Annotated in this window: 20 protein-coding genes; 12 read left to right on the plus strand and 8 right to left on the minus strand. The window is 72.9% G+C overall.

Annotated elements, in window-relative coordinates; all coding sequences use genetic code 11:
- Positions 1-142: 142 nt before the first annotated feature.
- The 5 genes from MB828_RS36195 (at position 143) to MB828_RS36215 (ending at position 6590) form a co-directional block, all read left to right on the plus strand.
- On the plus strand, positions 143-2182 hold the full coding sequence (locus MB828_RS36195) for a bifunctional aldolase/short-chain dehydrogenase (protein ID WP_301651870.1): 2040 nt from the start codon (positions 143-145) through the stop codon (positions 2180-2182).
- Between the two features lie 14 nt (positions 2183-2196).
- Positions 2197-3633 carry a rhamnulokinase gene (locus tag MB828_RS36200; protein WP_301651950.1) on the plus strand — a complete coding sequence of 479 codons (1437 nt, stop codon included), beginning with the start codon at positions 2197-2199 and terminating at the stop codon, positions 3631-3633.
- A 70-nt stretch (positions 3634-3703) separates the two neighbouring features.
- Positions 3704-4459, plus strand: a complete 756-nt coding sequence (locus MB828_RS36205) for a (Fe-S)-binding protein (RefSeq protein WP_301651871.1) — start codon at positions 3704-3706, stop codon at positions 4457-4459.
- Positions 4456-5934, plus strand: coding sequence for a LutB/LldF family L-lactate oxidation iron-sulfur protein (locus tag MB828_RS36210; RefSeq protein WP_301651872.1), 1479 nt, complete (start codon positions 4456-4458; stop codon positions 5932-5934). The genes MB828_RS36205 and MB828_RS36210 overlap by 4 nt, the downstream gene beginning before the upstream one ends.
- The gene (locus MB828_RS36215; protein WP_301651873.1) at positions 5931-6590 is read left to right on the plus strand and encodes a LutC/YkgG family protein; all 660 of its coding nucleotides are present in this window, start codon (positions 5931-5933) and stop codon (positions 6588-6590) included. The genes MB828_RS36210 and MB828_RS36215 overlap by 4 nt, the downstream gene beginning before the upstream one ends.
- Here MB828_RS36215 and MB828_RS36220 read toward each other — a convergent pair.
- Positions 6563-9643 carry an alpha-L-rhamnosidase gene (locus MB828_RS36220; protein ID WP_301651874.1) on the minus strand — a complete coding sequence of 1027 codons (3081 nt, stop codon included), beginning with the start codon at positions 9641-9643 and terminating at the stop codon, positions 6563-6565. The two genes, MB828_RS36215 and MB828_RS36220, sit on opposite strands and share 28 nt — an antisense overlap.
- 226 nt (positions 9644-9869) lie before the next feature.
- On the opposite strand from MB828_RS36220, the gene MB828_RS36225 reads away from it, so the two are divergent.
- Positions 9870-11024, plus strand: coding sequence for a betaine/proline/choline family ABC transporter ATP-binding protein (locus MB828_RS36225; protein ID WP_301651875.1), 1155 nt, complete (start codon positions 9870-9872; stop codon positions 11022-11024).
- A 21-nt stretch (positions 11025-11045) separates the two neighbouring features.
- Here the strand turns inward: MB828_RS36225 and MB828_RS36230 are convergent, their stop codons facing one another.
- From MB828_RS36230 to MB828_RS36250, 5 genes are all read right to left on the minus strand, one after another.
- Positions 11046-11660, minus strand: a complete 615-nt coding sequence (locus MB828_RS36230) for a hypothetical protein (RefSeq protein WP_301651876.1) — start codon at positions 11658-11660, stop codon at positions 11046-11048.
- Between the two features lie 55 nt (positions 11661-11715).
- A complete protein-coding gene (locus MB828_RS36235; protein WP_301651877.1) occupies positions 11716-12657 on the minus strand; it encodes an ABC transporter substrate-binding protein in 942 nt (313 codons plus the stop codon).
- A complete protein-coding gene (locus MB828_RS36240; protein ID WP_133022700.1) occupies positions 12654-13325 on the minus strand; it encodes an ABC transporter permease in 672 nt (223 codons plus the stop codon). The genes MB828_RS36235 and MB828_RS36240 overlap by 4 nt, the downstream gene beginning before the upstream one ends.
- Positions 13322-14002: an ABC transporter permease gene (locus tag MB828_RS36245; protein WP_133022699.1), complete on the minus strand. Its 681-nt coding sequence runs from the start codon at positions 14000-14002 to the stop codon at positions 13322-13324. The genes MB828_RS36240 and MB828_RS36245 overlap by 4 nt, the downstream gene beginning before the upstream one ends.
- A 69-nt stretch (positions 14003-14071) precedes the next feature.
- Positions 14072-14644 (minus strand): TetR/AcrR family transcriptional regulator, encoded by a 573-nt coding sequence (locus MB828_RS36250; RefSeq protein WP_301651878.1) that lies wholly within the window; start codon positions 14642-14644, stop codon positions 14072-14074.
- A gap of 119 nt (positions 14645-14763) precedes the next feature.
- Between MB828_RS36250 and MB828_RS36255 the strand changes: the two genes are divergently transcribed.
- Together MB828_RS36255 and MB828_RS36260 are read left to right on the plus strand one after the other, a co-directional pair.
- On the plus strand, positions 14764-15621 hold the full coding sequence (locus MB828_RS36255; RefSeq protein WP_133022697.1) for an AAA family ATPase: 858 nt from the start codon (positions 14764-14766) through the stop codon (positions 15619-15621).
- A complete protein-coding gene (locus MB828_RS36260) occupies positions 15618-16991 on the plus strand; it encodes a VWA domain-containing protein (RefSeq protein ID WP_301651879.1) in 1374 nt (457 codons plus the stop codon). Before MB828_RS36255 ends, MB828_RS36260 begins: the two co-directional genes overlap by 4 nt.
- Positions 16992-17045: 54 nt before the next feature.
- On the opposite strand, the gene MB828_RS36265 is transcribed toward MB828_RS36260, so the two are convergent.
- Together MB828_RS36265 and MB828_RS36270 are read right to left on the minus strand one after the other, a co-directional pair.
- Positions 17046-17411 (minus strand): cupin domain-containing protein, encoded by a 366-nt coding sequence (locus MB828_RS36265; RefSeq protein WP_133022695.1) that lies wholly within the window; start codon positions 17409-17411, stop codon positions 17046-17048.
- An 89-nt stretch (positions 17412-17500) separates the two neighbouring features.
- Positions 17501-17629 carry a hypothetical protein gene (locus tag MB828_RS36270; protein ID WP_301651880.1) on the minus strand — a complete coding sequence of 43 codons (129 nt, stop codon included), beginning with the start codon at positions 17627-17629 and terminating at the stop codon, positions 17501-17503.
- 399 nt (positions 17630-18028) lie between these two features.
- Here MB828_RS36270 and MB828_RS36275 point away from each other — a divergent pair, with 399 nt between their 5' ends.
- Genes MB828_RS36275 through MB828_RS36290 form a run of 4 tightly spaced genes read left to right on the plus strand, consistent with a single transcriptional unit; the run spans position 18029 to position 21936 of the window.
- Positions 18029-19180, plus strand: a complete 1152-nt coding sequence (locus MB828_RS36275) for an NAD(P)/FAD-dependent oxidoreductase (protein ID WP_301651881.1) — start codon at positions 18029-18031, stop codon at positions 19178-19180.
- Positions 19177-19476: a (2Fe-2S)-binding protein gene (locus tag MB828_RS36280; RefSeq protein ID WP_301651882.1), complete on the plus strand. Its 300-nt coding sequence runs from the start codon at positions 19177-19179 to the stop codon at positions 19474-19476. Before MB828_RS36275 ends, MB828_RS36280 begins: the two co-directional genes overlap by 4 nt.
- A gap of 60 nt (positions 19477-19536) precedes the next feature.
- On the plus strand, positions 19537-21000 hold the full coding sequence (locus MB828_RS36285) for an NAD(P)/FAD-dependent oxidoreductase (protein WP_301651883.1): 1464 nt from the start codon (positions 19537-19539) through the stop codon (positions 20998-21000).
- Positions 21001-21036: 36 nt separating this feature from the next.
- Complete coding sequence (locus MB828_RS36290) at positions 21037-21936, plus strand: dihydrodipicolinate synthase family protein (protein ID WP_301651884.1); 900 nt, start codon at positions 21037-21039, stop codon at positions 21934-21936.
- Positions 21937-21944: the final 8 nt, after the last annotated feature.

The raw sequence follows: 21944 nt of genomic DNA on the forward strand, positions 1-21944 counted from the left end.
GCCTTGAGTTGTCTCGTCGCGGGGGGCGGGCTGGTCGTGGCCGGTCGCGCCCGCGCGGCGGTAGCCGCATGTCACACGCAGCCCCGCGCCCCTGACGGGACGCACCGGTGTACCCCCTCCTTCTAGAACCATAGGAACCTTCATGACTACGCATCCCGAAGCCGCGGCTCTGCTCGCCCGGTCTCATCGGCTCGGTGCTGATCCCCGTAACACCAACTACGCCGGCGGGAACACGTCGGCCAAGGGCACTGCCTGCGATCCCGTGACCGGCGGGGACGTCGAGCTGATGTGGGTGAAGGGGTCCGGTGGTGACCTGGGCACCCTGACCGAGGGCGGGCTGGCCGTGCTGCGGCTGGACCGGCTGCGGGCGCTCACCGGGGTCTATCCGGGTGTCGAGCGCGAGGACGAGATGGTCGCCGCGTTCGACTACTGCCTGCACGGCAAGGGCGGCGGCGCCCCGTCGATCGACACCGCCATGCACGGGCTGGTGGACGCGGCGCACGTCGATCACCTGCATCCCGACTCCGGGATCGCGCTGGCGTGCGCGGCCGACGGGGAGAAGCTGACCGCGGAGTGTTTCGGGGACCGTGTGGTGTGGGTGCCGTGGCGGCGGCCCGGTTTCCAGCTGGGCCTGGACATCGCGGCGATCAAGGCTGCCAACCCGCAGGCGGTCGGCTGCGTCCTCGGCGGCCACGGCATCACCGCCTGGGGCGAGAGCGCTGAGGAGTGCGAGGCCAACTCGCTGTACGTCATCCGCACCGCCGAGGCCTTCCTCGCCGAGCGCGGCCGGCCGGAGCCCTTCGGACCCGTCGTCCAGGGGTACGAGGCGTTGTCCGGGGCCGAGCGGCGGGAGCGGGCCGCGGCCCTCGCGCCGTACATCCGCGCGATCGCCTCGCAGGACCGTCCGCAGGTCGGCCACTTCAACGACTCCGAGGCGGTCCTCGACTTCGTGGCCCGCGCCGAGCACCCGCGCCTGGCCGCACTGGGCACGTCCTGCCCCGACCACTTCCTGCGCACGAAAGTACGGCCGCTGGTGCTCGACCTTCCGCCGGCCGTCCCGCTCGACGAGGCGGTGGCGCGGCTGAAGGAACTGCATGCCGCCTACCGCGAGGAGTACGCGGCCTACTACCGGCGGCACGCCCTGCCGGACTCGCCCGCGATGCGCGGTGCCGACCCGGCGATCGTGCTGGTGCCCGGTGTCGGCATGTTCAGCTTCGGCAAGGACAAGCAGACCGCCCGGGTGGCCGGCGAGTTCTACGTCAACGCGATCAACGTGATGCGCGGGGCCGAAGCGGTGTCCACGTACGCGCCGATCGAGGAGTCGGAGAAGTTCCGCATCGAGTACTGGGCCCTTGAGGAGGCCAAGCTCCAGCGGCTGCCCAAGCCCAAGGCGCTGGCCACCCGGGTGGCACTGGTCACCGGCGCCGGCAGCGGGATCGGCAAGGCCATCGCCGAGCGCCTGGTGGCCGAGGGCGCCTGTGTCGTCGTCGCCGACCTGAACGCCGAGAACGCGGCCGCGGTCGCCGAGGAGCTCGGCGGCCCGGACAAGGCCGTCGCCGTGACCGTGGACGTGACGTCCGAGGAGCAGATCGCGGAGGCGTTCAAGGCCGCGGTACTCGCCTTCGGCGGGGTGGATCTCGTCGTCAACAACGCCGGGATCTCGATCTCCAAGCCGCTCCTGGAGACCACCGCTCGTGACTGGGACCTCCAGCACGACATCATGGCCCGCGGGTCGTTCCTGGTGTCGCGGGAGGCGGCCCGGGTCATGACCGCGCAGAAGCTGGGCGGGGACATCGTCTACATCGCCTCCAAGAACGCCGTGTTCGCCGGGCCCAACAACATCGCCTACTCCGCGACCAAGGCCGACCAGGCCCACCAGGTGCGGCTGCTGGCCGCCGAGCTGGGCGAGCACGGCATCCGCGTCAACGGCGTCAACCCGGACGGCGTGGTACGCGGGTCCGGGATCTTCGCCGGCGGCTGGGGCGCCCAGCGAGCCGCGACCTACGGCATCGAGGAGTCGAAGCTGGGCGAGTTCTACGCGCAGCGGACCATCCTCAAGCGCGAGGTCCTGCCCGAGCACGTGGCGAACGCCGTGTTCGCGCTGACCGGCGGCGAACTCACCCACACCACCGGACTGCACATCCCCGTCGACGCGGGTGTCGCGGCCGCGTTCCTGCGATGAGCACGACGAGCGCGATGAGGTCCTACGCCGCGGTCGACCTGGGCGCCTCCAGCGGACGCGTCATGGTCGGCCGCGTCGGCCCCGACTCGCTGGAGCTCACCGAGGCCCACCGGTTCGCCAACCGTCCCGTGCGGCTGCCCGAAGGACTGCGGTGGGACATCCTCGCCCTCTACGCCGGGGTGCTGGACGGGCTGCGGACGGCCGGGCAGGTCGACTCCGTCGGCATCGACAGCTGGGCCGTGGACCACGGCCTCCTGGACGCCGACGGCACACTGCTCGGCAACCCCGTCCACTACCGCGACACCCGCACCGACGGCATCGCCGAGAAGGTGTGGGCGACGCTGCCGGCGGCGGAGCTGTACGGCCTCACCGGCCTCCAGTACGCGCCCTTCAACACCCTCTACCAACTGGTGGCGGCGCGTGCGAGTGCCCAGTTCGGGCACGCCGAACGGCTGCTGCTCGTCCCCGACCTGCTGTCCTACTGGCTGACCGGGGAGCAGGGCACCGAGCTGACCAACGCCTCCACCACCCAGCTCATCGACCCCCGCACCCGCACCTGGTCCACCGAGGTCGCCGACCGGCTCGGGATCGACCTGGGACTCTTCGCGCCGCTGCGCCGGCCCGGCGACCCGGCCGGACAGCTGCGGCCCGAGGTGCTGGAGGAGACCGGACTGACCGGACCGGTGCCGGTGACCACCGTCGGCTCGCACGACACCGCCTCCGCGGTCGCCGCCGTACCGGCCACCGGGAAACGGTTCGCGTACATCTGCACCGGCACCTGGTCACTGGCCGGGCTCGAACTCGACGCGCCCGTCCTGACCGAGGAGAGCCGGGCCGCCAACTTCACCAACGAACTCGGCCTCGACGACACGGTCCGCTACCTGCGCAACATCATGGGACTGTGGCTGCTCCAGGAGTGCGTACGGGCCTGGGGCGACCCGGAGCTGGGCGGGCTGCTGCGGGAGGCGGCCACCGTGCCGGCGCTGCGTTCCGTGGTGGACGCGGGGGACAGCGCGTTCCTCGCCCCGGGCCGGATGCCGGAGCGGATCGCCGAAGCCTGCCGGGCCTCCGGGCAGCCGGTGCCCGGGTCGCGGGCCGAGATCACCCGGTGCATCCTCGACTCGCTGGCGCTGGCCCACCGGCGGGCGGTCATGTCGGCGCAACGGCTCGCCGACCACCCGGTGGACACGGTGTACGTCGTCGGCGGCGGCACCCGCAACGCGCTGCTGTGCCAGCTCACCGCCGACGCCTGCGGGCTGCCGGTGGTGGCGGGGGCGACCGAGGCGGCGGCCCTGGGGAACGTGCTGGTACAGGCCCGTACCCACGGACTCGTCGGCGATCTCGCCGACCTGCGGCAGCTGCTCACCCGCACCCAGCCGCTGACCCGGTACACACCGCGTGGCGACACCGCGCGCTGGGCGGCGGCCGAGTCCCGACTCGCCGCCCGGTGACCGGGTCTCCCGCCGCCCGCAACGGCCCACTACTCTGCACTCATCCGATGATCGACCTCTAGGAGCCGCGATGCGTGTCGCCCTGTTCCTGACCTGTGTCAACGACACGCTCTATCCGGACACCGGTCGCGCCGTGGTGAAACTGCTGACCAGGCTGGGCGTCGAGGTCGACTTCCCGATGGCGCAGACCTGCTGCGGACAGGCCCACTACAACACCGGTTACCGTCATGACGCGGAACCCCTGGCCCGGCATTTCTCCGATGTCTTCGGTGAGTACGAGGCCATCGTGACCCCGTCCGGATCGTGCGGGGCGATGGTGCGGGAGCTGTATCCGCGGATGGGCGAGCGGGCGCGGGCGGAGGGACGCGGCAGCGGCCTGGCGACGGCGCTGGCACCGGTGGTGCCGAAGACGTACGAGCTGACCGAGTTCCTGGTGGACGTGCTCGGGGTGACGGACGTCGGTGCCTACTACCCGCATCGGGTCACGTACCACCCGACCTGCCACGGGCTGCGGGGCCTGGGCCTCGGCGACCGCCCACGCCGACTCCTGGAGGCCGTCGAGGGACTGGAGCTGGTCGAGCTGCCGGGAGCGGAGGAGTGCTGCGGGTTCGGCGGCACGTTCGCGGTGAAGAACGCGGACGTCTCGGCGGCCATGGGCACCGACAAGGTCCGCAACGCCGAGTCGACCGGTGCCGAGGTGCTGTGCGCGGCCGACAACTCCTGCCTGATGCACATCGGCGGGACCATGACGCGCCTGGAGACCGCGATGCGCCCCGTCCACATCGCGGAGATCCTGGCCGCCACCGAGGAGGAACCGGCCGCATGAGCGGAACATTCGTCGGCATGCCGGCCTTTCCGAAGGCCGCGCACGAGGCCGTCAACAACCCGACCCTGCGCGGCAATCTGCGTCACGCGACCCACACCATCCGCGCCAAGCGGGCCAGGGCCGTCGCCGAGGTGTCCGACTGGGCGGCACTGCGGGAGGCCGGCAAGCGGATCAAGGACCACACCCTGCGTCATCTCGACCGCTACCTGGTCCAGTTGGAGGAGACGGTGACGGCCGCGGGCGGGACCGTCCACTGGGCGGCCGACGCCGACGAGGCCAACCGGATCGTGACCCGGCTGGTCAAGGAGACCGGCGAGACGGAGGTCGTCAAGGTCAAGTCGATGGCCACCCAGGAGATCGGGCTGAACGAAGCCCTGGAGGCCGAGGGCATCCGGGCCTACGAGACCGATCTCGCCGAGCTGATCGTGCAGTTGGGGAAGGACCGGCCCTCGCACATCCTGGTACCGGCGATCCACCGCAACCGGGGTGAGATCCGGGACATCTTCCGCAACGAGATGAGCGAGTGGGGGCGCCCGGCCCCCGACGGGCTGACCGACACTCCCGCCGAACTGGCCGAGGCGGCCCGCCTGCACCTCAGGGAGAAGTTCCTGCGCGCCAAGGTCGGTATCTCCGGCGCCAACTTCATGGTCGCCGAGACCGGCACCCTGGTCGTCGTCGAGTCCGAGGGCAACGGACGCATGTGCCTGACCCTCCCCGAGACGCTGATCTCGGTCGTCGGCATCGAGAAGACCGTGCCGAGCTGGCAGGACCTGGAGGTCTTCCTCCAGACCCTGCCCCGCTCCTCGACCGCGGAGCGGATGAACCCGTACACCTCCACCTGGACCGGCACCACCGACGGCGACGGCCCCCGCACCTTCCATCTGGTCCTCCTCGACAACGGCCGCACCGACACCCTCGCCGACGAGGTGGGCCGCCAGGCCCTGCGCTGCATCCGCTGCTCCGCCTGCCTCAACGTCTGCCCGGTGTACGAACGAGCCGGCGGCCACGCCTACGGCTCCGTCTACCCCGGCCCCATCGGCGCCATCCTCACCCCCCAACTCCGGGGCACCGCGAGCGAGATCGACGCCTCGCTGCCCTACGCCTCCTCGCTCTGCGGAGCCTGCTACGAGGTCTGCCCGGTCGCCATCGACATCCCCGAGGTGCTGGTGCACCTGCGGGAGCGGGTGGTGGAGGGCGGCGAGGCGGTCCGGGACGGCAACAAGGTGGTGCTCAAGCCGGCCAAGGGGCACGCGGCGGAGCGGGCGGCGATGCGCGCGGCCCGCTGGGCGTTCTCCCGTCCGGCGGCGCTGCGCACCGGCCAGCGGCTCGCCTCCCGCACCCGCCGCCTGCATCCCCGCACCCTGCCGGGTCCCGGCCGGGCCTGGAGCGGGACCCGGGACCTGCCCGCCGTACCGGCGGAACCCTTCCGGGACTGGTGGCAGCGGACCGGCGGCGGAAAGGGTGACGCCAAGTGAGCAGCAGGGAACGGATCCTCGGCCGGGTGCGGCGCGCCCTGGCCGACGTGCACGGCGAGGACGGCCCGGTCGAGCGGACGTACCTGCGCGAGCACGGGGAGCGGAGCGTCGAGGAGACGGTGGAACTGCTCGCCGAGAACCTCGCCGACTACCGGGCGATCGTCCACCGCTGCACCGAGGCCGAACTCGCCGCTGTGATCGGGCGGTTGGTCGCCGAGCGTGGTTCGGGGACCGTGGTCGTGCCGGCGGGTCTCGCGCCGCGGTGGCTGGCGGCGACCGATGCCTTGCAGGTCCCCGACCTGGCGGAGAGCACTCCGCGGGAGCTCGACCGGGTCGGCAGCGTGGTCACGGGCTGCGCGGTGGCGATCGCCGAGACCGGCACCATCGTGCTGGACGGCGGCCCCGACCAGGGCCGCCGCCGCATCACACTCGTCCCGGACCACCACATCTGCGTCGTCCGGGTCCCGGACCAGGTCGTCTCCTCCGTGCCCCAGGCCCTCGAACGCCTCGATCCGACCCGCCCGTTGACCTGGATCTCCGGCCCTTCGGCCACCAGCGACATCGAGCTGGACCGGGTCGAGGGGGTGCACGGACCGCGCACCCTGGAGGTGCTGCTGGTCAGCCGCGATCAGCCGAGCGACGCCAGCAACTCGTAGTGCCCGGACGGCAGTCCGTACGACGCGACGCCGTCCGCGAATCCCTCGTAGGTCACGCCGGGCACCCGGGAGAGCGGGGTGCGGCCCTCGCGGACGGTCCCCGGGTCGGCCGTGGGGATGCGCAGGGTGGCGGTGCTGTTCGCCGGTACCACGGCCCGGTAGGCGAGCCGGCGGTCCGTCACCCGCCATGCGCTGACGATCTCACCGTACGGCGACCGGTACGAACCGGAGACCTGGGTGATCTTCCCGGTCGGGTCGAGGTGCGGCCGGAGCAGGAAGTGCTTGAAGCCGGGGTGGGCCGGGTCCTTGGCGATGCCCGCCATGGACTCGTACATCCACTCCATGATCGCGCCGTACGAGTAGTGGTTGAAGGAGTTCATCTCGACCGGGCCGAAGCCGTCGGCCTCGGAGTAGGAGTTCCAGCGCTCCCAGACGGTGGTGGCGCCGTTCTTCACCGAGAACAGCCAGGACGGCATGGCGTCCTGGTGGAGGAGCCGGTAGGCGAGGTCGGCGTGGCCCTCGTCGGTGAGGACGGGGGCGAGGACGTTCACGCCGAGGAAGCCGACGGAGAGGGTGTTCTCGGGGTAGTCGACGCGGGTGCTGTCGGGGTGGGCCGCCTTGTAGGCCGCGTCGTTGCCGATGTTGGCGGCGAGCAGGGCGACCAGTTGGCGGCGCTGCGCCTCGGTGTCGTGGAAGCCGAGCTTGAGGACCCAGAGCAGGGCGGTCTGGGCGTTGTCCTCGGTCCTGCCCGCGCTGTTGCCGGGGGTCCAGGGCGGTGGGTCGCCGAGGCTGGAGCGGAGCGTGAGCTCGCCGGTGCCGGCGTCGGTGGCCAGGTACTTGATGATGAACGCCCGCTTGATGTGGGCGAACAGCCGCTCGTAGGCGCCGGCTTCGTCGGTGCGGCCGGTGGCGCGGGCCATGTCGGCCATCAGGCGGGCGCTGTGGCCGTAGTAGACGTCGCTCATCAGCTGGGTGCTGGTGATCTGGAAGGCGAGCCAGTCGCCGAAGACGGCGCCCTGCCCCGCGTAGGTGTCGCCGGTCCTGCGCTGGATCCAGTCCAGGTACTTCGTCATCACCGGCCAGCAGCGGTCGATGACCGTGCGGTCGCCGGACATCTGCCAGACCGTCCAGGGCACGACCACCCCGCAGTCGGCCCAGCCGCTCGCCGCCACCGGCTGGTTGTACCGGTTGCCGGGCGCGACCCAGGTGAACTGGGCGCCGTCCAGGCCGTAGATCCGCTGGGAGTCGTTGAGGTTGTCGGTGAAGTGGCTGAGGAAGTTGACCGCGTCGGCGTTGTAGAGGCCGGTGCCCGCGAAAAGCTGGGTGTCGCCGGTCCAGCCGAGCCGTTCGTCGCGCTGGGGGCAGTCGGTGGGGATCCAGAAGTAGTTGCCGCGCTGACCCCAGCGCACGTTGCTGATCAGCTGGTTGACGGTGTCGTCGTCGGTGCCGATCGCCCCGGTGTCGCGGATCGCGGAGGTGGCGACCCGGCCGGTGAGGGAGGTGACGGTGATCCGTTCGGTGGCGGTGACGGAGGCGTGGCGGAAGCCGTAGAAGGTGAGCGAGTCCTCGTGGGTCTCGCCGGCGGGGTCGCCCTTGAGGACGTAGGTGCTGGTGGCCTTCGCGGTGCGCAGGTTGGCCCGGTACAGGGAGCCGGCCGGGCCGTCGGCGCCCGCGCTGGAGTCGTTGAGCATCTCGCCGAAGCGGAAGGTGACTTCGGTGCCGGCCGGGCCGCGCAGCGTGTAGCGGGGGACGCCGACCATGTTCTGTCCCAGGTCGAAGACCGCGGTCTCGCCGGGGGCGAGGGTGACGGTCGCGGTGGCGGCCTGCGCCGGGTCGGTGACGGTCCGGGCAGGGTCGACGACGATCCGCCCCCTGCCGTCGCCGGTCACGCCGGTGTACACGGTGACGGAGTGCGGACTGCGGTCCCACTCGGGCATCAGCCGGGCGCTCTCCCCGGGGTAGGCGACGAGTTGCGCGTCGGGGAACCGCGCCGGGTACGCGCTGGGTTCGACGGCCGACCAGCCGGAGGTGTCGAAGCCGTTCGCGGTCCAGCCGGGCAGTTCCCGGCGGGCGTCGTAGGTCTGGCCGTCGTAGATGTCGTCGGCGCGGTAGGGGCCGGTGTCGGTGGCACGCCAGGCGTCGACCGGTTCGGTGACGACGGACTGGGTGCTGCCGTCGGCGTACCGGATCAGCAACTTGGCCTTGAGGGCGAGGGAGTTGCCGTCCGCTGAGTAGTAGGTGCTGCCGTCCGAGACCCGGCTGTTGTACCACCCGTTGCCGAGCACGGCGGCCAGGGTGACCTGCCGTTCGCCCGCGACCAGGTGGGTGACGTCGTAGCTGAGGTAGCTGATCCGGCTGTCGTAGTTGGTCCAGCCGGGGGCCAGCAACTCGGTTGTGCTGCCGCCTCCTTGGGGCACGGTGACCCGTCGGCCGTTGACGTGGGCGGTGTAGACGCCGAGGGCCGAGACGTAGAGCCGGGCCGCGGCCACCGTGCGGCCGGTGAGGGCGCTCTGGCGGCGCAGCAGCGGGGCGCCCGCGCTGCCCGGACGCTTGCCCGCCATGCCGATCCAGCGGGCGCCGTCCCAGCCGGTGACACCGTCGGTGCTCAGCAGTCCGGTCTCGAAGCGGGCCGGGCGGGAGGTGGTGGCGCGGCCGTCCTCGTGCCAGACCGTCACCGTCCAGTCGTAGCGGGTGGCGGCGGTGAGGTCCGGGCCGCCGTACGGTACGGCGACGGAGTCGGCCGCGGGGACCCGGCCGCTGTCCCAGACGGGCGCGCCGGCTTCGGTGACCCGGATCCGGTAGGCCGTCTGGCGGCGGCCACGGACCGGGGAGGCGGTGCGCCAGCCGAAGCGCGGGCGCCGCGCGTCCACGCCGAGCGGGTCGGTGCGGTGCTCGACCGTCAGCCCGGTCACGGCATCGCCGGCGGCCGGGGCAGCGGCTGAGGCCGGGCCGGGACCGCCCGCCCTCAGCACCGGGACGGCCCCGAGCGCGGTGGTGAGAAGGGTCCTGCGCCGGACCCCGTCGTGATCGTCCCTGGATACTCCGTCTGTCATGCCGTCATCCCTTCGGCCGGTCGGAGTTGTATCGATTCAGATCGATCGACGGATGAAGATAGTTGCCCTTGTGAGACGTGTCGATGGCGGGAACAGGGAGAATTTTTCACAGCCTCCGACACCCGTGGGATCCAGCCAGGGGCAGGAAGGCCACCGGTAGATCGGATTGAAACTTTTCAAAAACGGAGCCGAGCGTCCCGGAACGGCCGCGGCTAGCGTGAGGGGCATGATCCGGTTCGAGCAGGTCTCCAAGCGGTATCCGGACGGCACGACCGCCGTGGACGGCCTGTCCTTCGAGGTGGCCGAGGGTGAGCTCGTGACGCTCGTCGGCCCGTCCGGCTGCGGCAAGACCACCACGATGATGATGGTGAACCGGCTCATCGAACCGACCTCGGGCCGGATCCTCGTCGACGACGAGGACGTCGCCACGGTCGACCCGGTGCGGCTGCGGCGCCGGATCGGCTACGTCATCCAGCAGGTGGGGCTGTTCCCGCACCGCACGGTCCTCGACAACACCGCCACCGTCCCGGCCCTGCTCGGCTGGAGACGGGCGAAGGCCCGGGCCCGCGCGGCCGAGTTGCTGGATCTGGTGGGCCTGGACCCCGGGACGTACGGGGCCCGCTACCCGGACCAGCTCTCCGGCGGTCAGCGGCAGCGGGTCGGCGTGGCGCGGGCGCTGGCCGCCGATCCGCCGGTGCTGCTGATGGACGAGCCGTTCGGCGCGGTCGACCCGGTGGTACGGGCGCAGTTGCAGGACGAGTTCCTGCGGATGCAGGCCGCGGTGCGCAAGACGGTGCTGCTGGTCACGCACGACATCGAGGAGGCGGTGCGGCTCGGCGACCGGATCGCGGTGTACGGGCAGGGACGCATCGAGCAGTTCGACACGCCCGGCGCGGTGCTCGGCACCCCCGCCACGCCGTACGTCGCCGAGTTCGTGGGCGCCGACCGGGGGCTCAAGCGGCTGTCGGTGACCGCCGTCGAGCCGGACGACCTGGAGCAGCCGCCGGTCGTCCGGCCGGACGAGTCCGCCGGGGGCGCCGCCGTGCGGATGCGCGGCCTGGGTGCCCGGTGGGCCGTGGTACTCGACGCGGACGGCGATCTGCACGGCTGGGTCGGTCTGGACGAGTTGGCGGCGGGCGGCCAGGTCCGCGCGCTCGCCCACCGGATGACCGCCTGGGTACCGGTCGGCGCCCCGCTGAAGCAGGCGTTCGGTGTGATGCTCCAGCACGACGCCGGGTGGGTCGCCGTCCTGGACGGTTCGCGGTTCCTCGGTGTGCTCACCCCGGCCAAGCTGCACGAGGCGCTGCGCCGCTCGGTGGACGCGGACGCGCGCGGGATCCCGCGGGGGCAGGTGCCGTTCGACTCGGTGTCCGGCGCCTGACCGGCCCCGGCCGGGGTGGCGTCAGGAGTACGTCATCGGGCAGCCGCGGCGCAGTGAGTGCTGGGCGGCCCGCAGGTACAGCGCGACGTAGAAGGCGGCGTCCAGGTCCTCGGCCCAGGGCCCGGGGCGGGTGGTGGCCGCCTCCTCGGCCTCGCCCTCCAGGAACCACATGGTCAGATCCAGGTTGTCGCAGGCCTCCGGTATCACGTCCAGGGGCAGCCGGATCGCCTCGGCCATCCGCTCGGCGAGCGCCAGCACCTGGGGTGCGCCGGCGACCGTCGTCTCGTCGGCGTAGGGGGACCGGACGGGCAGCCGCAGTGACTCGTCGAGCGACAGCGGCACCAGCACCGACCAGGTCAGCAGCAGCCCCGACTCGTGCTCCGACAGGTGCTCCCGGCACAGCCCGCCGAACCCGTCCATGGGCGCCGCCAGCTTCTCCTCGAACGACTGCCCGGAGCCGCGTACCAGGGCGGTCCGCTCGGGCACCGACGTGTACGGCGCGAGACCACGGCGTGCCAACTCCGCGTCGAGCGCCGCGGCGAGGGGGCCCTGGCCGCCCTCGCCGTCGTCCTCCATCTCGGTCTCGGCCGTGCCGAACCAGTCCCCCGCGCTGACACTCACCAGATAGATCCCCATGCCCCGCAACGTAGCGGCCGCCACTGACAACGGCCCCCGCACCGGTCTCCGGACCTCACTTCACCAGGCCCTTGTCCTTCAGATAGGTCCGCGCGACGTCCGAGGCGAGCCGCCGCCAGCTGTCGACCTGCTGGTTCATGGCGGCCAGATCGGCGGTCGTGAGAACGTCGTTGAGCCTGCCGAGCGCCTTGGTCACCCGCTCGGCGCCGGCCCGTGACCGGTTGACGACCGGGACGACGTAGTCGGCGTTCTGCAGGTGCCGGTCGTCGGCGAGGAGGACCAGGCCGAACTGGTCGAGGGTGGCGTCCGTGGTCGTGGTCAGCACCATCTGGTCCTGTCCGTTCTGCACGGCCCGCTTGGCCTGCGTGGTCCCGACGCCCTTGGGGTCGACGCCGGTGATGTCGATGCCGTACACCTTCTTCAGCCCCGGCTCGCAGTACGGCCGTTGCACGCACTCGTCGCCCGCCGCGAGCCGCACCCTCAGTCCCGAGGCGCCGAGGTCGCTCAGGGTCCTCAGGTGGTACCGGCGGGCGTAGGCGGCGGTCACCGCGAAGGCGTTCTGGTCGACGGCCCTGCCCGGGTCCAGGACAGTGAGGCCTCGCGGGGTGGCGAGGCGGCGCAGCGCCTTCATGGTGGTGGCGAGGTCCGGTGAGCCGGCGGGCGGTGCGTCGGGGCCGTTGGTCCTGGCGTTGAGCCAGTCGGCGAAGGTGGCCGCGTACTCCGGGACGACGTCGATCTGGCCGGATTCCAGGGCGGGTTCGTAGAGTTCGCGGTTGGCGACGGTGAGCAGGGAGGTCCGGTAGCCCGCCTGGTTCAGCAGCTGTGCGTACATCTGGGCGAGCAGGTCGCTCTCGGTGAATCCCGCGGAGCCCACCATCAGGTGCCGGCTGTCGCCGGGGGGTGCGGTGACCTCGCCGCGGTTCTCCAGGGAAGGGCCGGTGGCGCAGGCGGTCAGGACGAGCAGCAGCGCGGCCGGCGCCGCCGTGCGGCACCTCACCGCGAGCCCCGTGCCCACACCGGGGCGAGCCGTTCGGCGATCTCGAAGACGCCCTCCACGACCAGGGCGAACGCGGCGACCAGGATCGCTCCGGCGACCACCATGGGGGTGCTGGCCAGGTTGAAGCCGGCCGTGATGATCCGGCCGAGTCCGCCGCCGCCCGCGAGCGCGGCGATGGTGGCGGTGGCGACGAGCTGGACGGCGGCGAGCCGTACCCCGGTGAGGATCAAGGGCAGGGCGAGGGGCAGTTCCACGCGCAGCAGCAGCTGCCGGCCGGTCATCCCCATGCCCCGGGCGGCCTGTACGACGCTCCGGTCGACCTCGCGCATCCCGACGTAGGCGTTGGTGAGCAGGGGCGGTACGGCGAACAGCACCAGGGCCACCACCGTGGGGCCCTCGCCCCAGCGTCCGACCGGGGTGAGCAGGAGCAGGACCAGGACGGCGAAGGTGGGGACGGCGCGGCCGACGTTGGAGATGTTCACGGCGAGCGCGCCGCCCCTGCCGAGGTGGCCGAGGACCAGGGCGACCGGGAGGGCGATCAGGCAGCTGACGAGCAGACAGACGACGGTCAGGACGAGGTGCTGGAGCAGCCGGTTCCCGATGCCGTCCTCGCCCGCCCAGTGCGCGGCGTCGGTGAGCCAGGACCAGGCGTCGGCGAGCGTCGTCATCGGCGGGCCGCCCGGGTCCACGGGGTGAGCAGCCACTGCACGCCGAGCAGCAGCAGGTCGGCCAGGACGGCGATGACCACGCACAGCACGGACGCGGTCAGCACCTGGGCCTTGAAGTAGGTGTTCATACCGGCGTAGATCAGGTTGCCGAGCCCGCCGAAGCCGACGATCGCCCCGACGGTGACCAGGGAGACCGCGGAGACGGTGGCGATGCGCAGCCCGGCCATCGCGGCGGGCAGGGCGAGCGGGAACTCGACGGTGAGCAGCAGCCGGACCGGGCCGTAGCCGAGACCTCGGGCGGCCTGCCGGATCTCCTCGGGGACGGCGCGCAGGCCCGCGAGGAGGTTGCGGACCAGCAGGGTGAGCGAGTAGAGCACCAGGCCGGCGACGACGAGGGTGGCCGAGAGGCCGTACAGGGGCAGCAGCAGGGAGAACATCGCCAGGGACGGGATGGTGTACAGGACCGTGGTGACCCCGAGGACGGGTCCGGCCGCCCAGCGCCGGCGGCGGGCCAGTACGGCCAGCGGCACCGCCACGAGCAGCGCGATGACCACCGAGACCACGGTGAGCCTGAGATGCTGGCCGACGGCGTCGAGCAGGATCTGCCGGCGGCTGGAGAGGTAGGCACCGCAGATCCAGTCGTTGCGCGCGAGGCAGTCGTTCGGGGGCGCGGTCACGCGTCCATTGCACCGGACGGGCGACCGGCTCGGCGCGTTGTGGTGATCCGTCCGGGGCCGGCCCCGGCGCTACTTCATGCCGGCCGCGTCCATCAGGGCGGTCACCGTGCCGGCGGCCAGTCCGTCGGCCAGGCTCTCGATGCGGGCGCCGGCGCGGGCGCTGGCCCCGTCGAAGACCAGCATCAGCTGCCGGGCGAGCAGCCGCGGGTCCCGGGCGCCGCCCCGCTCGGCCTGGGTGCGGAAGTCGCTCTCCAGGTGGTCCTTGACCTCCCGGGCCACCGCGCTCGCCGGGTGCTCGGTGTCCTTCAGCTCGACGAGGACGGCGAGGTACGGGCAGCCGCGGTAGTCGGGGGCGGCGGAGGCCTGCTCCAGCCGCCGGAAGACGTACAGGATCCGCTCGCGGGGCGTGGCCGACCCGGTGTCCGGCGGCGTGAGCTGGGCCTCGTACCAGGCCCTGCGGCGCTCCAGGCTGGCGGCCAGCATCTCGTCCTTGCTCTCGAAGAGCTGGTACATCGAGCGCTTGGAGACCCCGGCCGACCTGCACAGCGCCTCGACGCCGATGGAGACGCCGTCGCGGTAGAAGAGCTGGGCGGCGGCGTCGAGCAGCCGGTCGCGGGGGGACGCCTTGTCGGTGGTGGCCATGGGGCCGAGGGTACCGCGCGCGGGCACGTTGGGAAACCGATCGGTATACAGGGTGGCGAGTCAGGTGAACAAGCGCTTAGATAGTGAGGTCAGTGATAGCCCCTCAGCCGGAGGCCCCGTTGTTCACTTCCGTCGACGACGTCTCCACGCGCCTCGCGGAGACGGGCTACCTCGCCTCCCCCGCGGTCGCCACCACCGTCTTCCTGGCCGACCGGCTGGGCAAACCGCTGCTCGTCGAGGGCCCGGCCGGGGTCGGCAAGACCGAGCTGGCCAAGGCCGTGGCCGAGGTCGCCGGGGCGCGGCTGGTCCGGTTGCAGTGCTACGAGGGCGTGGACGAGTCCCGCGCGCTGTACGAGTGGAACCACGCCAAGCAGCTGCTGCGCATCAGCGCGGGCCGGGACGAGAGCTGGGACGACACCCGCACTGACATCTTCAGCGAGGAGTTCCTGCTCCCCCGCCCGCTGCTCACCGCGATCCGGGGCGACGACCCCAAGGTGCTGCTGATCGACGAGACCGACAAGGCCGACGTCGAGGTGGAGGGCCTGCTCCTGGAGGTGCTCAGCGACTTCCAGGTGACGGTCCCGGAGCTGGGCACGGTCACCGCGACCCGCCGCCCCTTCGTGGTCCTCACCTCCAACGCCAGCCGTGAGCTGTCCGAGGCGCTGCGCCGCCGCTGCCTGTTCCTGCACATCGGGTTCCCGGACGAGGAGCTGGAGCGGCGGATCGTGCGCCTGAAGGTGCCCGCCCTGACCGAGACGCTGGCCGAGTCCGTCGTCCGGGTGGTCGGGGCACTGCGCGCGATGGACCTGCGCAAGGTGCCGTCGGTCGCGGAGACCATCGACTGGGCGCGCACCCTGCTCGCGCTGGGCGCCGACACGCTGGACGAACAGGTGGTACGGGACTCCCTCGGCGTGATCCTCAAGCACCAGGACGACATCCAGAAGGCGGCCGCCAAGCTGGACCTGGACGCGCTGTGAGCACGCCGGCCGGTCCCCGCGCCGACCTGGCGGACCGGCTCACGGGGCTGGTCGGGGCGCTGCGGGCGCACGGGGTACGGGTCGGGACCGGCGAGACGGTGGACGCGGCCCGCGCGATCGAGGCGCTGGGCCTGGCCGAACGGGAGCCGCTGCGCGAGGGGCTGGCCGCGACCCTGCTGCACGGCACCGGTCAACGGGCCGTGTTCGACCAGGTCTTCGACCTCTACTTCCCGCGCGGGGTCGGCGGCCCCGGCGACGGGTCCGGCGACCGGGACGAGCTGCGGGAACGGCTCGCGGACGCGCTCGCCGACGACGACACCGCGCTGCTGCGGCGGTTGGCGGCGCAGGCCGTGGACGGCTTCGGCGGATACGGGAGTTCACCGGGCTCCGACGGCTGGTCGTCGTACCAGACGCTGGACCGGCTGCGGCCGCAGACGCTGCTGGCCCGGGTGCGGACGGACATCCGGGCACGGGGCGGGAACGGCTCGGGGTTCGCGGACCGGCTGCTGGACGACGAGATCAGGCGGCGCATCGAGGCGTTCCGGGGCATGGTCGCGGCGGAGGCCAGGCGGCGGGTCGCGGAGCGGCGCGGGCGGGACGAGATCGCCCGGCGGGCGGTGGCGCCGAGCGCCGACCGGGTGGACTTCCTGTTCGCCGGGCGGGACCAGCTCACCGAACTGCGCCGGGCCGTGCAGCCGCTGGCGCGCAAGCTGGCGACCCGGCTGGCCGCGCGCCGCCGCCGGGCCGCGCGGGGCACGATCGACCTGCGGCGCACCCTGCGCGGCTCGCTGTCCACCGGCGGGGTGCCGATGCGGCCGGTGCTGCGCCGCCGCCGGCCGGTCCGCCCCGAGCTGGTGCTGCTGTGTGACGTCTCCGGCTCGGTGTCGGGGTTCTCGGACTTCACGATGCTGCTGGTGCAGGCGCTGCACGACCAGTTCAGCAAGGTCCGGGTGTTCGCCTTTGTCAACCGGATCGACGAGGTGACCGGCCTGCTGGAGCACGGCCGGGCCGACCCCGAGGGGCTCGGCGCCCGGATCCGCGCCGAGGCGACGCTCACCGGCTGGCACGGCAGCAGCGACTACGGCATGGCCCTGGGCGAGTTCGCCGAGCGGTACGGCGCCGCGGTGGGCCCGCGCACCACCGTGTTCGTGCTCGGTGACGCCCGCACCAACAACCTCGACCCGAACCTCGCGGCCGTCCGCCGGGTCGCCCGGCAGGCGCGCCGCGTCTACTGGCTGAACCCCGAGCAGCGCTCGCTGTGGGGCACCGGCGACTCGGCGGCGCCCGAGTACGCGGAGCTGGTGGAGATGCACGAGTGCCGGACGGCCCGGCAGTTGAGCGGGCTCATCGCACGGCTGCTGCCGGTGTAGGCACGAGAGAAGGTGCCGTCACCGCGCGCGGTGACGGCACCCCAGGGCCGGCCCTCAGCCCTCCTTGGCCTTCGCGTAGTCCGTCGCCATGCCGCCGGCGAAGTCGTACACGATCACCTGTTCGTCGCCCACCACCCAGGCGTCGTGTCCCGGCGGGCAGACGAAGACGTCTCCGGGGCCGACCTCGCCCTCGCCGCCGTCGTCCATGACCAGGTGCATCCGGCCCTGCACCACGAATCCGTTGTGGTGGACCATGCAGGTCCCGGTGCCCGCGATCGGTCCCACCGACTCCGTCCAGCGCCAGCCCGGCTCGAAGGTGGCGACGGCGAAGTCCAGGCCGGTCATGTGCACGGCTTCGAGGTGGCCGCGGGGGAAGTCACGCCGCTCGTCCGGCTTGTCGACCGTCTTGATCTCCAGCATGACGGTGTCCTCCCTTCCGGCCGCTCACCACGGCCGGGGCCGGCCCCCGCCGCCCGGTGACCGCGCCCCACCACTCCATCGTCTTCCTGTCAAGCCGGGAGCGCCATTCGGGGGTGTCCGCCGGTGCCGGCCGCCCTCCGTTCGGCGCGGCGCACGGTGAACACCACGTACACGCAGGCGAGGTCGAGCAGGGAGCAGGCGAGGTACAGGCCGTACAACGGTGCCGGCCATCTTGTCGAGGGCGATGCCTGGGGACTGGCCCGGGGTGCCGCGGCGGGCGGCCGGCAGCAGCAGGAAGAGTGCGGACATCACCAGGTCGCCGCCGAACGACGTGCAGACGCCCTCGCCTTCGTCGAACCGGAGGGACACCCAGTTCACGCCGAAGAAGGCCAGGACGAGCAGGGCGGCCGGCGCGGGCAGAAACAACTTCCCTGACGGGCGCGGGAATTCGTCGGGCCGTAGCGGACGACGGAGTCGCCGATGACGGGACCGAAGCCGAACCGGACCAGGTCCTCGGCCTTCCGGCCGGTTCTGCCTCCTTGATCAGGCCGGCACCCCCCGCCGGCGGAGGTGTCCGAGGTGTTCCCCCGGCCGGTGCCATGTGACATATTACTGTCGTGAGCATGCGACTGACCTGCGATGTCGTGATCGTCGGGGCGGGCATGGTGGGCGCGGCGTGCGCCCTGTACGCGTCCCGGGCGGGGCTCGACGTGATCGTGGTGGACCGCGGTCCGGTGGCCGGCGGCACCACCGGCGCCGGCGAGGGCAACCTGCTCGTCTCCGACAAGGAGCCGGGACCCGAACTCGAACTCGCCCTGCTGTCCGCCAGGTTGTGGACGGAGCTGGCCGATGACCTGGGCGACCTGATCGAGTACGAGGCCAAGGGCGGGGTGGTGGTCGCCGCCGCGCCCGCGGAGCTGGCCGCCCTCGATCGCTTCGCGGCCGGTCAACGGGGAGCCGGGGTACGGGCCGAGGCGGTCGACGCGGACCGGCTCCGGGACCTGGAGCCGTACCTGGCACCCGGCCTGGCGGGCGGGGTGCACTATCCGCAGGACGCTCAGGTGATGCCGACGCTGGCCGCCGCGCATCTGCTGCGGGTCTCGGGCGCCCGGCTGTCGACCGGCCGGACGGTGACGGGGGTACTGCGCGGTGCCGACGGTGCCGTGCGCGGGGTCCGCACCGACCGCGGCGACCTGCACGCCCCGGCCGTGGTGAACGCGGCCGGGACCTGGGGCGGCGAACTGGCCGCGCTCGCCGGAGTGCGCCTGCCCGTGCTTCCCCGGCGCGGTTTCGTGCTGGTCACCGAGCCGCTGCCACGCCGGGTACGGCACAAGGTGTACGCCGCCGACTATGTGGCCGACGTGGCCAGCGACTCGGCCGCCCTGGGGACCTCGCCGGTCGTCGAGGGCACCGCGGCCGGGCCGGTCCTGATCGGGGCGAGCCGGGAACGCGTCGGTTTCGACCGGTCGTTCGCACTGCCGGTGGTGCGGGCGCTGGCGGCGGGCGCCACCCGGCTGTTCCCCTTCCTGTCCGACGTCCGGGCCGTACGCGCCTATCTGGGCTTCCGCCCGTACCTGCCGGACCACCTCCCCGCCATCGGCCCCGACCCCCGCGTCCCCGGGCTCTTCCACGCCTGCGGACACGAGGGCGCGGGCATCGGACTCGCCACCGGTACGGGGCTGTTGATCGCCCGGGTGCTCAGCGGCAAGGCCCCGGAACTGGACCTGGCCCCGTTCGCTCCCGAGCGTTTCACCGAGGAGGCCGCGTGAACCCGCTGGAGTGGGCCGGGGCCCGGCCGGGTCCCGCCTTCGCCGTCACCTTCGACGGCCGCGAGATCGAGGCGCTGCCCGGCCAGACGGTCGCGGCCGCGCTCTGGGCGTCCGGTGTCAGGTCCTGGCGGACCACCCGCGGCGAGGGCCGCCCCCGAGGTGTCCTCTGCGGGATCGGCGTCTGCTTCGACTGCCTGGTCACCGTCAACGACCGCCCCAACCAACGGGCCTGTCTGGTGCCCCTGCGCCCGGGTGACGCCATCCGTACCCAGGAGGGCACGGGCCACCATGACTGAGCGGACCCAGGAGGGCAGGGGCCGCCATGACTGAGCGGACCCAGGAGGGCACAGGCCATCATGACTGAGCGTCCCCACCTCGCCGTGATCGGCGCGGGTCCGGCGGGACTCGCCGCCACCCTGGCCGCCGCCCGGCACGGACTGCGCGTCACCCTGATCGACGCGGCAGCCGAGGCGGGCGGCCAGTTCTACCGGCAGCCGGCCGCCGGACTCGGGGCCCGCCGCCCGCGGACACCGCACCACAGCCGACGCGGCTGGGAGCGGCTGCGCGCGGGACTCGACCGGTACGTCTCGGCCGGGCACGTGACCCATCTCCGCGACCATCACGTGTGGTTCGCGCAGCGGCGGCCGGCGGGCTTCACCGTGCACGCGCTGCTGGGACCGGAGCAGGAGCGGCCCGTCGAGGTCCGTGCCGACGGGCTGCTGCTCGCGACCGGCGGCTACGAGAAGGTGCTGCCGTTCCCCGGCTGGACGCTCCCCGGGGTCGTCACCGCGGGCGGTGCGCAGGCCATGCTCAAGGGCGGCCTGGTGCTGCCCGGCCGTACCGTCGTCGTCGCCGGGACCGGGCCACTGCTGCTGCCCGTCGCGACCGGGCTGGCGGCGGCGGGCGCGCGGGTGGCGGCGCTGGTGGAGTCCGCCGACCCGCGGGCCCTCGTACGACGGCCCGCGCCGCTGGCCGCCCAGCCCGCGAAACTCGCCGAAGCCGCCCGGTACGCGGCCGGGCTGCTACGGCACCGGGTGCGTCCCCTGGTCCGCCACACCGTCGTCGAGGCCCACGGCGACGGGCGGCTGACGGCCGTGACCGTCGCCGCGCTCGACACGGAGGGCCGGGTACGGCCGGGCACCCGGCGGCGCGTCGACTGCGACACGCTGGCCGTCGGGCACGGCATGCTGCCGCACACCGATCTCGCCCTGGGCCTCGGCTGCCGCATCGACGGTGTCGCCGTGCACGTGGACGACGAGCAGCGCACCGACGTACCGGAGGTGTGGGCGGCGGGCGAGGCGACCGGGATCGGCGGCGCGGCCCTCGCCCTGGCGGAGGGCCACATCGCGGGACGCTCGGCCGCCGCGCGGCTGTCGGGTGCGGTGCCCGAGCCGCACGGCTGGGCGGCGGCCGCGGGCAGCCGGGCGGGGCTGCGGAGGTTCACGGCGGCGCTGGACGGGGTCTACGCACCGCCCGCGCACTGGGCCGACCTGGTCACGGACGGCACGGTCGTGTGCCGTTGCGAGGAGGTCACCGGCGGAGCGGTCCGGCAGGCCGTGACCGAGCTGGGCGCGGGAGACGTACGGACCGTCAAGCTGCTGACCCGGGCCGGGATGGGCTGGTGCCAGGGCCGCATGTGCGGGACGGCGGTCGCCGGGCTCGCCGGCTGCCCGGAGACGGCGGCCCGCAGGCCGTTCGCGCGGCCGGTGCCGCTCGGGGTGCTCGCCCGCGCCGGCCGGGACGAGGAACGGCAGGACGACGGTCACGACGACCCCGACGCACACCAGGACGACCTGAACGAACAGCACGACGCACGGTGACATGACACATCCCCTCCGAAGAGCCCGAGGAGCCCCATGACCACCGACCCCCAGTCCCGCCCCTGGCGCGGTGTCCTCGTCGCCACCGCCCTGCCGCTGCGCGACGATCTCTCCGTCGACCACGACCGGTACGCCGAGCACTGCGCCTGGCTGGTCGAGAACGGCTGTGACGGTGTCGTACCGAACGGCTCGCTCGGCGAGTACCAGGTGCTCACCCCCGAGGAGCGCGCCGAGGTGGTGGCGACCGCCGTGGCCGCGGTCGGCGGGGCCCGGGTCATGCCCGGCGTCGCCGCGTACGGCTCGGCCGAGGCCCGGCGCTGGGCGGAACAGGCCCGCGACGCCGGCTGCCAGGCCGTGATGCTGCTGCCGCCCAACGCCTACCGGGCCGACGAGCGTTCGGTCCTGGCGCACTACGCGGAGGTCGCCAAGGCGGGCGTGCCGGTGGTGGCGTACAACAACCCCGTCGACACCAAGGTCGACCTCGTCCCGGAACTGCTCGCCAGGCTGCACGGCGAGGGGTACGTCCACGCCGTCAAGGAGTTCTCCGGCGATGTCCGGCGTGCCTGGCGGCTGGCCGAACTCGCTCCGGAACTGGACCTGTTGATCGGCGCCGACGACGTCCTGCTGGAGCTGGCGGTCGCCGGTGCCAAGGGCTGGGTGGCGGGCTACCCCAACGCGCTGCCCGCGTCGACCGTCGAGCTGTACCGCGCGGCGGTGCGCGGGGACCTGGACACGGCCAAGCGGCTGTACGAGCAGTTGCATCCGCTGCTGCGCTGGGACTCGCGGGTCGAGTTCGTGCAGGCCATCAAGTTGTCCATGGACATCGCCGGCCGTCACGGGGGCGCCTGCCGTCCGCCGCGGGTGCCGCTGCTGCCCGAGCAGGAAGCCGTCGTCCGCGCGGCCACCGAGAAGGCCCTGGCGGCCGGACTGGCATGAGCCCCCGC

Origin of the sequence: Streptomyces arenae (genome assembly GCF_022343545.1) — a bacterium.
In the GTDB taxonomy this organism is placed as follows: domain Bacteria; phylum Actinomycetota; class Actinomycetes; order Streptomycetales; family Streptomycetaceae; genus Streptomyces; species Streptomyces humi.

What these genes read in the sequence shown, in the direction of transcription:
- MB828_RS36220 (WP_301651874.1), bottom strand. Translation starts at nt 9,643, where the DNA reads ATGACAGACGGAGTATCCAGGGACGATCACGACGGGGTCCGGCGCAGG.
- MB828_RS36250 (WP_301651878.1), bottom strand. Translation starts at nt 14,644, where the DNA reads ATGGCCACCACCGACAAGGCGTCCCCCCGCGACCGGCTGCTCGACGCC.
- MB828_RS36240 (WP_133022700.1), bottom strand. Translation starts at nt 13,325, where the DNA reads ATGACGACGCTCGCCGACGCCTGGTCCTGGCTCACCGACGCCGCGCAC.
- MB828_RS36195 (WP_301651870.1), top strand. Translation starts at nt 143, where the DNA reads ATGACTACGCATCCCGAAGCCGCGGCTCTGCTCGCCCGGTCTCATCGG.
- MB828_RS36285 (WP_301651883.1), top strand. Translation starts at nt 19,537, where the DNA reads ATGACTGAGCGTCCCCACCTCGCCGTGATCGGCGCGGGTCCGGCGGGA.
- MB828_RS36200 (WP_301651950.1), top strand. Translation starts at nt 2,197, where the DNA reads ATGAGGTCCTACGCCGCGGTCGACCTGGGCGCCTCCAGCGGACGCGTC.
- MB828_RS36210 (WP_301651872.1), top strand. Translation starts at nt 4,456, where the DNA reads ATGAGCGGAACATTCGTCGGCATGCCGGCCTTTCCGAAGGCCGCGCAC.
- MB828_RS36225 (WP_301651875.1), top strand. Translation starts at nt 9,870, where the DNA reads ATGATCCGGTTCGAGCAGGTCTCCAAGCGGTATCCGGACGGCACGACC.
- MB828_RS36290 (WP_301651884.1), top strand. Translation starts at nt 21,037, where the DNA reads ATGACCACCGACCCCCAGTCCCGCCCCTGGCGCGGTGTCCTCGTCGCC.
- MB828_RS36230 (WP_301651876.1), bottom strand. Translation starts at nt 11,660, where the DNA reads ATGGGGATCTATCTGGTGAGTGTCAGCGCGGGGGACTGGTTCGGCACG.
- MB828_RS36205 (WP_301651871.1), top strand. Translation starts at nt 3,704, where the DNA reads ATGCGTGTCGCCCTGTTCCTGACCTGTGTCAACGACACGCTCTATCCG.
- MB828_RS36265 (WP_133022695.1), bottom strand. Translation starts at nt 17,411, where the DNA reads ATGCTGGAGATCAAGACGGTCGACAAGCCGGACGAGCGGCGTGACTTC.